The organism is Hymenobacter sp., from assembly GCF_035709525.1.
Lineage (GTDB): Bacteria > Bacteroidota > Bacteroidia > Cytophagales > Hymenobacteraceae > Hymenobacter.
Genome location: NZ_DASTEP010000225.1, coordinates 1 through 13396, shown reverse-complemented (window position 1 = coordinate 13396; position 13396 = coordinate 1). Strand labels below are relative to the sequence as shown.

The 13396-nt window shown below is 58.1% G+C and carries 17 protein-coding genes; 10 read left to right on the top strand and 7 right to left on the bottom strand.

Annotation, left to right across the window (positions count from 1 at the left end; genetic code table 11):
* Positions 1-7 precede the first annotated feature (7 nt).
* Positions 8-979, bottom strand: a complete 972-nt coding sequence (locus VFO93_RS19790) for a hypothetical protein (protein ID WP_325136122.1) — start codon at positions 977-979, stop codon at positions 8-10.
* A gap of 457 nt (positions 980-1436) precedes the next feature.
* Here VFO93_RS19790 and recA point away from each other — a divergent pair, with 457 nt between their 5' ends.
* The 10 genes from recA to VFO93_RS19740 all read left to right on the top strand — a co-directional run bounded on the left by recA (position 1437) and on the right by VFO93_RS19740 (position 9622).
* Positions 1437-2525 carry a recombinase RecA gene (recA, locus tag VFO93_RS19785; RefSeq protein ID WP_325136121.1) on the top strand — a complete coding sequence of 363 codons (1089 nt, stop codon included), beginning with the start codon at positions 1437-1439 and terminating at the stop codon, positions 2523-2525.
* Between the two features lie 186 nt (positions 2526-2711).
* Positions 2712-3533, top strand: a complete 822-nt coding sequence (locus tag VFO93_RS19780; protein WP_325136120.1) for a DUF3108 domain-containing protein — start codon at positions 2712-2714, stop codon at positions 3531-3533.
* A 119-nt stretch (positions 3534-3652) separates the two neighbouring features.
* A complete protein-coding gene (locus tag VFO93_RS19775; RefSeq protein WP_325136119.1) occupies positions 3653-4372 on the top strand; it encodes a response regulator transcription factor in 720 nt (239 codons plus the stop codon).
* Between the two features lie 90 nt (positions 4373-4462).
* On the top strand, positions 4463-5566 hold the full coding sequence (locus tag VFO93_RS19770) for a sensor histidine kinase (RefSeq protein WP_325136118.1): 1104 nt from the start codon (positions 4463-4465) through the stop codon (positions 5564-5566).
* 163 nt (positions 5567-5729) lie between these two features.
* Complete coding sequence (locus VFO93_RS19765; RefSeq protein ID WP_325136117.1) at positions 5730-6443, top strand: RluA family pseudouridine synthase; 714 nt, start codon at positions 5730-5732, stop codon at positions 6441-6443.
* A 132-nt stretch (positions 6444-6575) separates the two neighbouring features.
* Positions 6576-7028: a 50S ribosomal protein L13 gene (gene rplM, locus VFO93_RS19760; RefSeq protein ID WP_325136116.1), complete on the top strand. Its 453-nt coding sequence runs from the start codon at positions 6576-6578 to the stop codon at positions 7026-7028.
* A 46-nt stretch (positions 7029-7074) separates the two neighbouring features.
* A complete protein-coding gene (gene rpsI / locus VFO93_RS19755) occupies positions 7075-7461 on the top strand; it encodes a 30S ribosomal protein S9 (protein ID WP_325136115.1) in 387 nt (128 codons plus the stop codon).
* 21 nt (positions 7462-7482) lie between these two features.
* The gene (gene rpsB, locus VFO93_RS19750; protein ID WP_325136114.1) at positions 7483-8256 is read left to right on the top strand and encodes a 30S ribosomal protein S2; all 774 of its coding nucleotides are present in this window, start codon (positions 7483-7485) and stop codon (positions 8254-8256) included.
* 152 nt (positions 8257-8408) lie between these two features.
* Positions 8409-9245 (top strand): translation elongation factor Ts, encoded by an 837-nt coding sequence (tsf, locus tag VFO93_RS19745; RefSeq protein WP_325136113.1) that lies wholly within the window; start codon positions 8409-8411, stop codon positions 9243-9245.
* A 77-nt stretch (positions 9246-9322) separates the two neighbouring features.
* A complete protein-coding gene (locus tag VFO93_RS19740; RefSeq protein ID WP_325136112.1) occupies positions 9323-9622 on the top strand; it encodes a hypothetical protein in 300 nt (99 codons plus the stop codon).
* Positions 9623-9713: 91 nt separating this feature from the next.
* On the opposite strand, the gene VFO93_RS19735 is transcribed toward VFO93_RS19740, so the two are convergent.
* The 6 genes from VFO93_RS19735 to VFO93_RS19710 all read right to left on the bottom strand — a co-directional run bounded on the left by VFO93_RS19735 (position 9714) and on the right by VFO93_RS19710 (position 13332).
* Positions 9714-9911, bottom strand: coding sequence for a type II toxin-antitoxin system VapC family toxin (locus VFO93_RS19735; RefSeq protein ID WP_325136111.1), 198 nt, complete (start codon positions 9909-9911; stop codon positions 9714-9716).
* 164 nt (positions 9912-10075) lie between these two features.
* Positions 10076-10315, bottom strand: a complete 240-nt coding sequence (locus VFO93_RS19730; RefSeq protein ID WP_325136110.1) for a hypothetical protein — start codon at positions 10313-10315, stop codon at positions 10076-10078.
* Between the two features lie 29 nt (positions 10316-10344).
* On the bottom strand, positions 10345-11403 hold the full coding sequence (locus VFO93_RS19725) for a DUF3089 domain-containing protein (protein ID WP_325136109.1): 1059 nt from the start codon (positions 11401-11403) through the stop codon (positions 10345-10347).
* A gap of 2 nt (positions 11404-11405) precedes the next feature.
* Positions 11406-12110 (bottom strand): SHOCT domain-containing protein, encoded by a 705-nt coding sequence (locus VFO93_RS19720; RefSeq protein WP_325136108.1) that lies wholly within the window; start codon positions 12108-12110, stop codon positions 11406-11408.
* A 189-nt stretch (positions 12111-12299) separates the two neighbouring features.
* On the bottom strand, positions 12300-13031 hold the full coding sequence (locus tag VFO93_RS19715) for a hypothetical protein (protein WP_325136107.1): 732 nt from the start codon (positions 13029-13031) through the stop codon (positions 12300-12302).
* Positions 13032-13071: 40 nt separating this feature from the next.
* Complete coding sequence (locus tag VFO93_RS19710; protein WP_325136106.1) at positions 13072-13332, bottom strand: hypothetical protein; 261 nt, start codon at positions 13330-13332, stop codon at positions 13072-13074.
* Positions 13333-13396 lie beyond the last annotated feature (64 nt).

Here is a 13396-nt window from a genome sequence, read left to right as displayed (position 1 = left end):
CTGCGGTCTAGTGGCCTACCCGCACGCGCTGCCCTACGTTGCCCAGCAGCCACTCCTGCCGAAAGTTGAAGTACACGCCAAATGAGAAATCCAGCAGCTTGCGGTTGAAATCGTACACCGGCTCAACGCGCACGGTCACGGCTGCCGCGTCGGCTACCCGGAAATCGCGCAGCAGGCGTACCATGAGCAGCTTGCGGTTGGGGTCGGTGTAGCCGGGCGTGCCCTCGCGGGCGGCTACCGACTGGTAGTACTTACCACCCAGCGGGGCGTAGAACTGGTGGCCCTGCCAGTAGCTCAGCATGAGGTCGGCGTAGCGAGTTTCGAGCGTGCCATTGAGGTAGAAGGCGTTGCCATTCTGGAAAGGCAGGCGGTAGTTACCCATTGAATGGTCGTCGAACAGCAGGCCGTAGGCGTTGAGGCGCACGGCATGCATTACGCGGCCATTCAGGGGTAGCCGGGCTACCACGCCGGAAGCATAATTAAATAACGTCTGGATGGGCGCGTGCAGCGTATCAATCTGCCCGCCCGCGTGGCGCGCCGTGAACTCGAACGGGATGGAAACCTGTACCGGGCTCTGGTCGCTGGTTATGCGGAAGCTACTAGTGAGGCCGCCGGCTATCTGCTCCTGGTAAGCTACGCCGGGGTATTCCTGCCGCAGCCAATCGACCCACGCATCGAGCGAAACGCGCTTGGAATTCAGGCGGTATTGCAGGCCTTCTTCTAACGGCTTTAGCATTACGCGCTCAAAATCAAACAATGGCTCGATATAGTTATGATTCAGGTGCGGGCGGATGTTGCCGAAGATGAACTGCTGGTTGCCTTTCGTCCAGGTGGCCCGGAAGGTGGGGCGCACCTGCTTGAGCTGCGGATTGCCAAAATCCTTCCACAGAAACACACCTGCTTCGAGGCGCAGGTCTTTGATGGGGTAGTAGACGAGCTGCGGATTTAACTGCGTGCCAAACAGTGTATAACCCTGCACAATGTCGTTGAAATACTCATTATCTTTGAAGAAGGTGAAGGCATTGAGCGAGATATAAAGCGGGCCCTTAGATAACGCTTTCGCTAATGAGTCCTTTGGCTCCTTTACTGATTCATCATAGCCTAGCGGAATCTCGTCAACACTATCAAAGAATCGTTCTTCTGCTCTCGTATACTTACCGAGCCGAATTTCTTCCCCAGTAAATGCTGAATTATCTAGCTGCGCGTGCGCTTGGCCGGCCATAAATAGCACAGTCCCAAGGCATCCCAAAAATTTTAGAAATTTCCTCATATATTTCCGCTCTCAACGGCACAAAACCGGGGAACGCTGTGTTAGAAAAAGCCGCCCGAGAACGACCTTCGCGTAGCTTTGAAAAGGCCAGTGCGAAGCAGATACAGCCGGCGGCCACCCCGGTACAAGCACCAAACTAACTACTTTTTTACCCAATTTCCCCGACATGGCAGTTGCAACTGACAAAGCCGAGAAAAACGCCACCAGCGCAGCCTCCGAGAAAGCGAAAGCGCTTCAGCTGACGATGGACAAGCTGGACAAAGCCTTTGGCAAAGGCACCGTGATGAAGCTGTCGGACCAGAAGGTCAACGACATCCCGGCCGTCAGCACCGGTTCGCTTTCGCTCGATATTGCCCTCGGCATCGGCGGCCTGCCCCGTGGCCGCGTGATTGAGATTTACGGCCCCGAATCGAGCGGTAAGACAACCCTGACGATGCACGCCATCGCCGAAGCCCAGAAAAGCGGCGGCATCGCGGCCTTCATCGACGCCGAGCACGCCTTCGACCCCACCTACGCCAAGAAGCTGGGCATCGACGTAGACAACCTCCTCATCGCGCAGCCCGACAACGGCGAGCAGGCACTGGAGATTGCCGACCAACTCATTAGCTCGGGCGCTATCGACATTATCGTCATTGACTCGGTGGCGGCCCTCGTGCCCAAAGGCGAGCTCGAAGGCGACATGGGCGACTCGAAAGTGGGCCTCCACGCCCGCCTCATGAGCCAGGCCCTGCGCAAGCTCACCGGCACTATCAACAAGACGAACTGCCTCTGCATCTTCATCAACCAGCTGCGTGAGAAAATCGGTGTGATGTTCGGCTCGCCCGAAACCACGACCGGCGGTAACGCCCTGAAATTCTACGCTTCGGTGCGCCTCGACATCCGTCGTATCGGCCAGATTAAGGAAGACAAGGACAACGTGACCGGCAACCGCACCAAGGTTAAAGTGGTGAAAAACAAGGTAGCGCCGCCCTTCAAAGTAGTGGAGTTTGACATCATCTACGGCCAGGGCATTTCCAAAGTCGGCGAAATCGTAGACCTGGGCGTGGACATGGGCATCATCGCCAAGTCGGGCTCGTGGTTTAGCTACGGCGCCAACAAAATCGGCCAGGGCCGCGAGGCTGTGAAAACCCTGCTCCTCGACAACCCCGAGCTAGCTGAAGAAATCGAACAGAAAATCCGCGTTATGGCCAAGGGCGACAGCGATGTTATCCCGGTGGACATGAGCGGCCCCGAAGACGGCGACGACACGCTGTAATTCACCCGCTTTCTGCATTTTGTGAAAGCCCGTGGCCGTTTGGCCACGGGCTTTTTTTGTGGCCGGGCTTAGCGCTTATTTTCTTAAGCCCGGCAGTTGTCGGGCTTATTGTTTCCGTCCTATTTTTGTCTTGGCATTCTGTTTGTAATTATTTCCGCTAGGTATCGCTTTACATTTATTCTTGGTATGACTCGCCGCTGGTTACGCTATTCTCCCCTCCTACTCTTGTGCGCGGCCTGGACGCAGCCCGTGGGCAACGCCGAGCCCATTCGCCTCTGGCCCAACCCGAGTTTCAAAACTGGTGAAACCATTCGCTACAAGGTACATTATGGGCTGATTAACGCGGCCGAGGCCACCGTCGAAACCTCGGGCTCGCTCGACCGCGTGGCCGACCGCCCTTGCTACAAGGCCACCGTGAGCGGCCACACCACGGGCTCGTTCGACTTCTTTTTGCACGTGCGCGACCAGTGGCGCTCGTATATCGACACGGCCAGCATCCTACCCCTGCGCTCGACGCGCGACATCACCGAAAAAAACTATCACAAGAAAGAAACCGTGGACTTTGACCACGTGCACGATGTGGCCGACGTGCAGATTCACGACCGCGAAAAGCCCACTCGCACGCCCTACAAAATCCCGAACAACGCCCAGGAACTGGTGAGCGGCTTCTACTACCTGCGCACCCTGCACTACGACAAGATGAAGCCCGGCGACGTGATTAAGATGCCCGGCTTTTTTGATGAAGAGTCTTTCAATCTCGAAGTTACCTTCAAGGGGCGCGAGGTAGTCGAAACCAAGGCCGGCACCATTCGGGTGCTGAAACTGGTACCTAAGATGCCGAAAAACAAGATTTTCCGGGGCGAGGAAGCCATCAAAGTCTACCTCTCCGACGACCGCAACAAAATCCCGGTGCTTTTCCAAGCCGAGATGTTTGTGGGCGCGATAAAAGTGGATATGTACAAGTATGAGGGCCTGAAAAGCAAGCTTAACGTAGTAGCCCTGCCATAACGCGGGGGTAACTTGGAAGGGCGCGGCGTCATACAAACGTAACACGACCTTCGCCGGGAAAGCTGGTAATTTTGCGGCGCGAAAATCTTTCTTCTTTTTATTCTTTTCGCCCAGGCGCTATGGCTGCTTCCGCTCCCGCTCGTGCTGCATCAGCAAAAGCTACTCCTTACAAGATACTGGTAGTCGATGACGACCCCGATATCGTTGAGCTACTTGAGTTTAACCTCAAGAAAGAAGGCTACCTCACCACCTCGGCCAGCGACGGCCGCCAGGCCCTGACCGTAGCCCAGGAGTTTACGCCCGACATCATCTTGCTCGACGTGATGATGCCGCACCTCGACGGCATCGCTACCTGCCGGCTGTTGCGCGAGCAGCCCCGCCTCAAGGACACCTACATTATGATACTGACGGCCCGCTCCGAAGAGTTTTCGGAGGTAGCCGCCTTCGACGCCGGGGCCGATGACTTCATCGCCAAGCCCATCAAGCCGCGCGCCCTGCTGAGCCGCTTGGCCGCTGTGGTGCGGCGCGACCAAGACCCCCACGCCGGCGTGGAAGCCATCGATATTAATGGCTTACGCATCGACCGCACAGCCTTTGCCGTGTACCAGGAAGGCAAGAAAATCACGCTGCCCAAAAAGGAATTTGAGCTGCTGGCCTTCCTGGCCGCCGCGCCGCACAAGGTGTTCAGCCGCGACGAATTGCTGCAAAACATCTGGGGCAACGACGTATTTGTGCTGGCCCGCACGGTGGATGTGCACGTGCGCAAAGTGCGCGAAAAGGTGGGCGACCACCACATCCAGACCATTAAGGGCGTGGGGTATAAATTTAACGCCGACTAGCCGGCTCTTAGGTAGCAGGCGGCGGCACTTATGCGACGGATACGCCTGCTAGCTAGAGTATTGCGCCTCGGCTCCTTAGTTCGGTTACGTTTGGCTTTTCTTTCTGATTCTCCCCGGTTTAAGGCCGGCGAAATGTCTTCGCGGGCCATTGCCCTTTGCCTGGCGGCGCTGGTGGCAGGCGTACTCACCACGTTTGCCTATGTCGGGCCGCAACTGCCGGTGCGGCAGGCGTTTTTGGTGGGGGGCGCCACGGTGGGCGCGTGCTTTTTGCTGCTGTACCTGGTTTTTGAAGCCTTGATTTTTCGGGAAGTCAACGGCATTTACGCTGGTCTGGAACACATTAAGCGCAAGGAGTTTAAGAAACTGAGCAGCCGCTTTCTATTCCGCCCCGAGCCGCTCAAGCGCCTGCGCGACGAGATATTGGACATGGCCCAGCGCCGCCAGCAGGAGTTTGAGGAGCTTAACCGCTTGCAAGCCCTACGCCGTGAGTTTCTGGCCGACGTGTCGCACGAACTGAAAACGCCGCTTTTCGCCGCCCAGGGCTTTGTGCACACCATTCTGGACGAGGAGGCTGACGACGAAGATGGCATGGACCCGGCCACCCGCCGCAAGTTTTTGCAGAAAGCCGCCGCCAGCCTCGACGCCCTCGACACGCTGGTGCAGGACCTGGTTACCATCTCGCAGCTCGAAAAAGGCGTGATTCGAATGCGCCGCCAGCGCTTCGACCTCGTAGCGCTGGTGCGCGAGATTTTTGAGTTGCTGGAGCAGCAGGCCCAAAAGCGCGGCGCTACGCTGGAGCTATTCCCGCCGCAGTTGGCCGACGATGAGATGCTGGTAGTAGCCGACCGCAACCGTATCCGCCAGGTACTTGTCAACCTGATAGATAACGCCATTAAATATGGTCGCGAAAGCGATGGCCACGTGCTGGTTTCGCTCACGCCGGGCCGCCAGGGCGTTCGAGTGTCGGTGCGTGACAATGGCAACGGCATCGCGCCCGAGCATCAGGCGCGGGTATTCGAGCGCTTCTACCGCATCGAGAAAAGCCGCACGCGGGCGGCCGGCGGCACCGGGCTGGGCTTGGCCATCAGCAAGCATATCGTAGAGTCGCATAAGTCCACGATTAGCATTCGCAGCGCGGTCGGCGAGGGCACGGCGATGGAGTTCAAGTTGCCGCGACCGAAGAAACAGACGTAGCTCAGCTTGTACCGTAAGCTTTAGCTTGCGAGTGAGCGTAGCGAGCAGGGCGTAAGCGAACGTTTACTAGCGCAGATGCTCGCTGCGCTCGCTCGCAAGCTAAAGCTTACGGTACACCGGGCTGTCGCTTCGCGGTACTACCCGCCGTACCTTTGCGGTACGCATGAAGCCACCTAAGTTCAAAGACCTTATCCTGTTTGAAAACGACGATTATATCGTTGTTAACAAGCCCCCGTTCCTGGCCACGCTCGACGAGCGCATCGGCGTGGCGCCCAGCCTGCTGCGCCTGGCCCGCGAATACGCGGACGACGCCCAGGTAGGCCACCGCCTCGACCGCGACACCAGCGGCTCGCTGGTGCTGGCCAAGCACCCCGAGGCCTACCGCCACATCTCGATGCAGTTTGAGAACCGCGAGGTAAACAAGATTTACCACGCCGTAACCAACGGTGCGCCGCCGCTCGAACAGTTTGTAGTAGAGCGCAATATCGAAACCACTAAGAGCGGCAAGGCCCGCCTGGCCTTCAAAGGCAAGCCCGCCGAAACCCGCTTCACGACCCTCGACGTGTACGCCCGGCATGCCCTCGTGCAGTGCGAGCCCGTGACCGGCCGCATGCACCAAATACGCCTGCACCTGGCCTATGTGCAGACGCCCATTGTGGGCGACCACCTCTACGGCGGCGAGGATTTTTACCTGTCCTCGCTCAAGAAGAAATTCAACCTCAAAGAAGGCGAAACCGAGCAGCCGTTCATCAAGCGCTTCGCGCTGCACGCCGTGGAGCTGGGCTTTACGGGGCTCGATGGCGAGGCCATTAAGGTGGAAGCGCCGTACCCGAAGGACTTCCGGGTGCTGGTCGAGACGCTGGGGCAGTATCGCTAGTTTCAGATAATTAGCTAGGGCACGTTTGGTATTCTGCCCAAAAAAGGGTACCTTTGTGTCCGTTTTTCCCCAGGCCCAACCAGCTTGGGGTTTATTGTCAATTGTTTAGCCGGTAATTTTTACCAAATCCTCATGGACCACCTGAGCTTCAAGACGACCCACGTCAACAAGGCCAACGCCCAGAAAAGCTGGGTTATCATCGACGCCAGCGTGGCCCCGCTGGGCCGCGTGTGCAGCCAAATTGCTAACGTTCTGCGTGGCAAGCACAAGCCTTCGTTTACCCCCAACTCCGACTGCGGTGATAACGTGATTGTTATCAACTCGGACAAGCTGCGCGTGACGGGCAAGAAACTGACCGAGAAAGTATACATTTCACACTCAGGCTACCCCGGTGGCCAGAAGCAGCGCACCCTGCGCGAGCAGATGGGCCGCGACTCGCGCAAAGCCATCGAGCACGCCGTAAAAGGCATGCTGCAAGGCAACCGCCTCGGTGCCGAGCAGTTCCGCAACCTGTACGTGTACGCTGGCAGCGAGCACCCGCACGAAGCGCAGCAGCCGAAAGTATACGAGCTGAAGAACCTGTAAATCATTGCTTTTACGGCCGACTTTGGCCGCCTTATTTTTCCACTAAATGGCAGCTACTAACACCTCTGGTAGAAGAAAAACCTCGGTGGCTCGCGTGTACATGCAAGCCGGGCAAGGGAATATCACTATCAACAATCGGGACATGAAGTCCTACTTCGCCAACGAACTGTTGGAGAACATCGTGAACCAGCCCCTGGCTACCCTCGAGCAGGTGGGCCAGTACGACATCAAGGTGAACGTGAGCGGCGGCGGCATCGCCGGCCAGGCCGAGGCTATCCGCCTCGCCATCTCGAAAGCCCTAGTAAGCGACAACGCCGAGGTTAAGTCGGCCCTCCGCAAGGAAGGCTTTGTAACCCGCGACCCCCGCATGGTCGAGCGTAAGAAGTTCGGCAAGCGCAAGGCTCGCCGCTCGTTCCAGTTCTCTAAGCGCTAATCGTTTAACCGTAGTAGTATCATGGCTCAGTCCACCACTTATAAAGAGCTGCTTGACGCAGGTGCCCACTTTGGCCACCTTACGCGCAAGTGGGACCCGAAAATGGCGCCGTACATCTTCATGGAGAAGAACGGCATCCATATCATCGACCTCAACAAGACGCTGGCTTCGCTCGATTACGCTGCCAATGCTATTCGCAACATCGCGAAAAGCGGCCGCAAAATCATGTTCGTAGCCACCAAAAAGCAGGCCCAGGAGATTGTGCAGACGGAGGCTCAGCGCCTCAAGATGCCCTTCGTAACGGACCGCTGGCTGGGCGGGATGCTGACGAACTTCGCCACCATCCGCAAGTCGCTGAAGAAGATGGCTACCATCGACAAGATGGTAAAAGAAAACACTGCCTTCGCCGCCCTCGCTAAGCGCGAGAAGCTCATGATGACGCGTGAGCGCGAGAAGCTGGAGCGCGTAATGGGCGGCATCGCCGACCTGAGCCGCCTGCCCGCCGCCCTGTTCGTAGTTGACGTGAAGCGCGAGCACATCGCCGTGAAAGAAGCCCAAAAGCTTGGCATTCCGGTGTTTGCTATCGTGGACACGAACTCGAATCCCGAGCTGGTGCAGTTCCCAATTCCGGCCAACGACGACGCCTCGAAGTCGATTCAGCTGATTATGAACGTAATCGGCAAGGCTATCGAAGATGGCCTGTCGGAGCGCAAGGTTGACAAAGAAGATGCTGACCGCAAGGAAGCCGATGAGGCTGCCATTGCTGAAAAAACCGAAGCTGACAACGAAGCCTAAGCCGCTTTTCTTAGCTTGATGAAAAAGGGAACGGTCGAGGCAAGTGCTTGGCGGTTCCCTTTTTCTTTGTAGCGCGGGCTTTTAGCCCGCGACTTTGACCGAAAAAATCCTTCTTACCCCCAACTCGCGGACTAAAAGTCCGCGCTACAACTATGGCCGCTATCACCGCCGCAGACGTAAACAAGCTCCGCACCATGACTGGCGCGGGCATGATGGATTGCAAAAAGGCTCTGACCGAAGCCGATGGCGACTTTGAAGCCGCCCGCGACATCCTGCGCAAGCAGGGCCAGAAAATCGCTGACAAGCGCGCCGACAACGCCACTTCGGAAGGCCTCGTGCTCGTGAACGTGAGCGCCGACGGCACCGAGGGCAAACTGGTAGCCCTCGCCTGCGAAACCGAATCGGTAGCCAAAGTAGCCGATTTCCGCACGCTGGTACAGCAAATCCTGGACACGGCCGTGAAAACGAACGTGGGCACCAAGGAAGACCTGCTGGCTGCCAAAGAAGAAGACGGCCGCACCGTGCAGGAGCACATCACCGAGCTGACTGGCAAAATTGGCGAGAAACTCGACCTCACCTACACCACCCTGAGCGCCGAGAAAGTGGCTTCGTACATCCACTCGGACAACAAGAAGGGCGTACTCGTGGGCCTGAAAAACGTGGGCAGCGCCGACGTAGCCGCTATCGGCCGCGACGTAGCTATGCAAATTGTAGCCATGAAGCCCGTTGCCGTTGACAAAGACGGTGTGGACTCGGCTACGGTAGAGCGCGAAATCGAAATCGGTAAAGAGCAGGCGCGCGCCGAAGGCAAGCCCGAGGCTATGCTGGAGAAAATCGCCCAGGGCAAGCTCAACAAATTCTACAAGGAGAACACCCTCCTGAACCAGGAATTTGTAAAAGACAACTCGCTGACTATCGCCCAACTGCTCGACAAAGAGTCGAAAGGCATGACGGTATCGGACTTCAAGCGCGTAGCAATCGGCGCTTAGTTTCTAAGCTGAAATAGCTTCTACAAGAAAGCCCGCTGGCAATGCGCCAGCGGGCTTTTTATTTATACATTCGGTGCATGGAAGACACTCAACAGGCTGAGCCTAAAATCCGACCATTTAGCGTTGGCAAATTATTTTTGTGTGTAGTAACTGCTTTCTTAATAGATTCCGCTTTAGCCTTTACACTGCCTTTTATTCTATTTGCTATTGGCGGTTTCAATATTCACGCAAGCTCATCACCAAGTGGCTTACCAGCCTATTTCCTGATAAACTTTGCCCTGCTATGCTACATGGTTTCTAAAGGACGTGATGCCGCTTCCGGTTTTCTTATCGGTGCGTTACTTTCCACGCTATTAGTCTGGGAATTTATAAATTAACTCTATAAAGTAACTCGGTATTATGAACGCTCATTTCTGCCACGCCCGGTCCCACGCCCGCGCATTCTCGCGCACGTTGAGGTAGAACAAGTTATAAGCTGTGCGGGTCAAGTAGCTGTAAGCCGGCAAGCTGCTTGAAATCTGCCGTATTGCGGGTTACCAGGATGTGATTGTGCACCAAGGCAGTGGCGGCGATAATGGCGTCTGGCAGCTTGATTTTGCGCTGCCGACGAATGGCGATGGTTTCTCGAACAATGTTTGCATCAAGCACATCGTAGATGGTAGCCAACTGCACGAACTGCGTGAGCCGAGTCTGCTCTTACAACGTTAGCCTACTGCTGCTGAACAACTCAATATGCGTGATAACCGAAATAATTGGTGCGCTACGCATGACCAGTTGCTGCCCACCCGGCGGCAGGCGGCCATTGAAAAAATCAATGACGACGTTGGTATCTAGAAGGTACGTTCCCATTCGTTGCGGCTGGCTTCTGCCTGTTCGCGTAAATCCTGCGCCGATTCGTCGCTGAGAACTCCCCAGAATTGCGCCATGACGGACGGGGCCGGCGCGGCGGCGGGCTCTTCGGTCACTTCTTCCACGGAGTAGAGCAGCACTTCCAGCTTCTTACCGACGTAGTGCGGGGGCACGGAAAGCTGAATATCCGTCTGCTGCGGCGTGATGCTGGTGCGTATCATAGCGGTTGGTTTTTAGGGTAGTTACAAAGCTAGCGCGGCAATAGTTTCCACGCCCGCACCCGCGCCCGCGCGTTCTCGCGCACGTTGAGGTAGAACAAGTTATAATCGACAATGTGGTACGACACGCTGAGCGCCTTCAGCCCCGGAATGTGGAGACGCGGGTAGCCGGCGCGGTGCGGTTCATCGACCCAGAGGATGCCACGGTGGCTTTGGGCGGCGGTGAGGTGCGGGTCGAGGCGCCGGAAGCTGAGCGGCACGCCGGCGCGGTTGAGGGCAGCGGTCGCGTTGGCCGAGTCGAGCGTCCAGGTGAGGGGGTTGGTGGCGAGCAGGCCGTGGTAGGGCGGGTAGTCGGTGCCGCGCCGGGCGGTATTCCAAGCGATGACACCGCCGGTTTGGAGCGAGTCGCGCAGGGCGGGCAAGTGCTGGTACTCGTCGGGCTTTACCTGGCAGCCAACCAGGTAGGCGGCTACGAGCTGCCGGCGCAGCTGCGGGTTGTCATCGACCAGCTCGTGCAGCAGGCGCGTGGCGTGGTAGCCGCCCTGGCTGTGGCCCGCCAAGATGAACGGCCGGCCGTGGTTGTAGTGCGCTAGATAGTATTGAAAAGCCGCTTTCACGTCGGCGTAAGCCAACTCTTGCGCCGCCCGGCTGGTCGGATTTTCCTTATCGAAATACGTGTAGAGCGTGGCCTGCCGGTAGTGCGGCGCGTAGAGCCGCCCTACCCCGGCAAAAATGCTGGCCTGCACCCGGATGCTGGTGTGGCCGGTGTAGCGGTGCAGCCGCCGCAGGCGCATGGGCGCATTCCAGCGGCCCAGCCGCCAGAAATACGTGGTGGGGTGCAGGTAGAATACGTCGGCCACCGTGTCGGCGGGCGCGGGCGGCGGCAGGCCGGGCGGCGTTTGCTGGGCGGGGCTGGGGTGGCCGGGCAGCGCGGCCCAGCTGGCGGCCTCGGCGTAGTCGGGCGCGGGGCCGGCATCGGCTACCGCGAAGTGCCGCACGGGCCGGATGCTACTCAGGCAACTGCTGAGGCTGAGTGCCGCGAGTAGCAGCCCGCCGTTTTTTAAGAAAGCAAAATACTGACGTACAGCCACTACTAAATGGCCGAATCGGTCGCTACCGTGGTATTAGGAACCGGCTTGGCCGCAGCCTTGGCGGGCGTCGTCGGGGCCACGGCTGGGGCCGGCACGGCGGCCGAATCGGAGCGGAACGTGCTGGCGGCGGGCGCTACGGTAGCCGGCACTACGGGTACGACGCGGGTAGTTTCGGGCGAGGCCGGCGGTAGCATCAGTTGCTCAGCCTGGGGGCCAACTTCGGGGGCTACCCGGGCCGAGTCGGCGGCGGTTTGGGTGGTGCTGGTGAGGTGCTCGTCGGCGGGGCGGTTGCCGAGCGTGAGGTAGAGCACCACGGCCAAAAATACGAGCGCGCCGCCGATGGCGAAGACAAGGTTGAGCGGGTTACGCTTCTCCAGGCCTTCGTCGTAGGTCGGCTCCTCCTCCGCTACTGGGGTAGAATGGTCGACCAGCGCGGGCGCTACGGCCGCCAGCCAGTCGGGCGTTTCGGGCGCGGGCACCGGCGAAACCTCGGATGCTGCGGGCGCAACGTAGGCTGGAGGCGCGGGGCTAGCGGGTGTAATGGGGGCTAGCGGCGCTATCGGCGCGGGCGGCGTAGCCGCTTCAGCGCCAAATATCAGCTTTTGCTTCAGCGCCTCAAACTCCTGGGGCGTGAGGGCGCCGGCGTCGAGCATTTCCTTGAGCTGCCGCAGGGTAGCGATAGGCGAGTTGGCGTCGGAGGGATTCATGCGGGAATAATTCTAAGACTACGCGGCAATTTACTGTTGGACAGCAGCTAAGCTTGATGGCAAATTAAGCAAGTTGTAACCTAACTGTCATGCTGAACGCAGTGAAGCATCTCTATCGCACCGTTGCTTAGCCCCGAAGAAGCGGTAGAGATGCTTCACTGCGTTCAGCATGACAGTTAATTTCAGCTATTACTTCTTACCCATCGCGCCCGCCCGCTCGCGCCGGCGCTGCAAACGGGCTTTGTTGAGCTCCAGCTGCCGGGCATTAGAAGTCATTTGCACGCTATCCTGGTGCATTTGCAGCGCGTTTGAGCGGTTTTTGCTTTGCATCTCGTCGATACGCTTGAGGTTGCTGGCAGTGTTGCTTTGGGCGCTCTGGATGCTTTTGGTCAGCTTGTCCTGCTCTTTTTCTACGGCGGCTACTTCACGCTCGGCTTCCTTCACCTGCACCTGGTAGGCGTTGGCGCGGGCGGCCACGGCAAACTTCTCCATGATTTTACGCAGGCTGGCAAACTCCGAGGGCGTGCCGCCCGGCTCAAAATAGGCCTTATCGCCAAAGCCGCCGAACAAGGCCACCTCCGTGGTTGAGTCGTTAATAGCGCTGAGGTTGACGTATAGGTTAGTGGGCTTGCTCGAAATGCCCGCGCCCGTGGCCTCGGGGGCCGACAGCTCGTCCTTCTTACCCTTGATGCCCAACGCGGCCAACGTCTTGCTTTTGAAGCGGATGGAGTATGTATCCTTCATGTACTCCTGCCAGTAGTCGCGGGTGGTTTCGACCGAGCCATCGACCTGCACCAGCACGGCATCGCGGTCGCGGCGGTCGCGGGTGGTGGTGCCGTTGGTCACGGTGTAGAGCTGCGCCCAGGCGGGCGCGGCCAGCAGCAGCAGACTTATCAACAGGGTAAGGCGGCTTTTCAACATAAAGGAGAAATGAAAGGCAAAAGGCGTTGTACGCAGAAACTTAGCGCAGGTCGTGGCGGGCGAAGGCGGCGCGCAGGTCGTGCTGCATGGCCTCGAAGCGGGCCACGACGGCAGTCAAAAACTCATCGTCAAGCAGTTGGCGAATTTCGACATCGGCCGCTTCTACGCCGCTCAGGTCGAGCTCGGCTACCTTATAGGTTTGCTCCAGTGGGCCTTGCTCCAGTTTGAGCAGGTACTTGCCATTCCAGGCGAGCAAGGTTATTTTGACTTTGGGATATGGGATGTCGGCGACGTGGCGCATGGCAAGCAACTGGTTTTTGGTCGGTTTGACGGGGTAGAGACGCAAAAGTTGGTGTCTTGCGTCA

Coding starts and splice junctions, on each gene's coding strand:
- recA (WP_325136121.1), top strand. CDS start 1,437: ATGGCAGTTGCAACTGACAAAGCCGAGAAAAACGCCACCAGCGCAGCC.
- VFO93_RS19780 (WP_325136120.1), top strand. CDS start 2,712: ATGACTCGCCGCTGGTTACGCTATTCTCCCCTCCTACTCTTGTGCGCG.
- VFO93_RS19775 (WP_325136119.1), top strand. CDS start 3,653: ATGGCTGCTTCCGCTCCCGCTCGTGCTGCATCAGCAAAAGCTACTCCT.
- VFO93_RS19765 (WP_325136117.1), top strand. CDS start 5,730: ATGAAGCCACCTAAGTTCAAAGACCTTATCCTGTTTGAAAACGACGAT.
- rplM (WP_325136116.1), top strand. CDS start 6,576: ATGGACCACCTGAGCTTCAAGACGACCCACGTCAACAAGGCCAACGCC.
- rpsI (WP_325136115.1), top strand. CDS start 7,075: ATGGCAGCTACTAACACCTCTGGTAGAAGAAAAACCTCGGTGGCTCGC.
- rpsB (WP_325136114.1), top strand. CDS start 7,483: ATGGCTCAGTCCACCACTTATAAAGAGCTGCTTGACGCAGGTGCCCAC.
- tsf (WP_325136113.1), top strand. CDS start 8,409: ATGGCCGCTATCACCGCCGCAGACGTAAACAAGCTCCGCACCATGACT.
- VFO93_RS19740 (WP_325136112.1), top strand. CDS start 9,323: ATGGAAGACACTCAACAGGCTGAGCCTAAAATCCGACCATTTAGCGTT.
- VFO93_RS19730 (WP_325136110.1), bottom strand. CDS start 10,315: ATGATACGCACCAGCATCACGCCGCAGCAGACGGATATTCAGCTTTCC.
- VFO93_RS19720 (WP_325136108.1), bottom strand. CDS start 12,110: ATGAATCCCTCCGACGCCAACTCGCCTATCGCTACCCTGCGGCAGCTC.
- VFO93_RS19715 (WP_325136107.1), bottom strand. CDS start 13,031: ATGTTGAAAAGCCGCCTTACCCTGTTGATAAGTCTGCTGCTGCTGGCC.
- VFO93_RS19710 (WP_325136106.1), bottom strand. CDS start 13,332: ATGCGCCACGTCGCCGACATCCCATATCCCAAAGTCAAAATAACCTTG.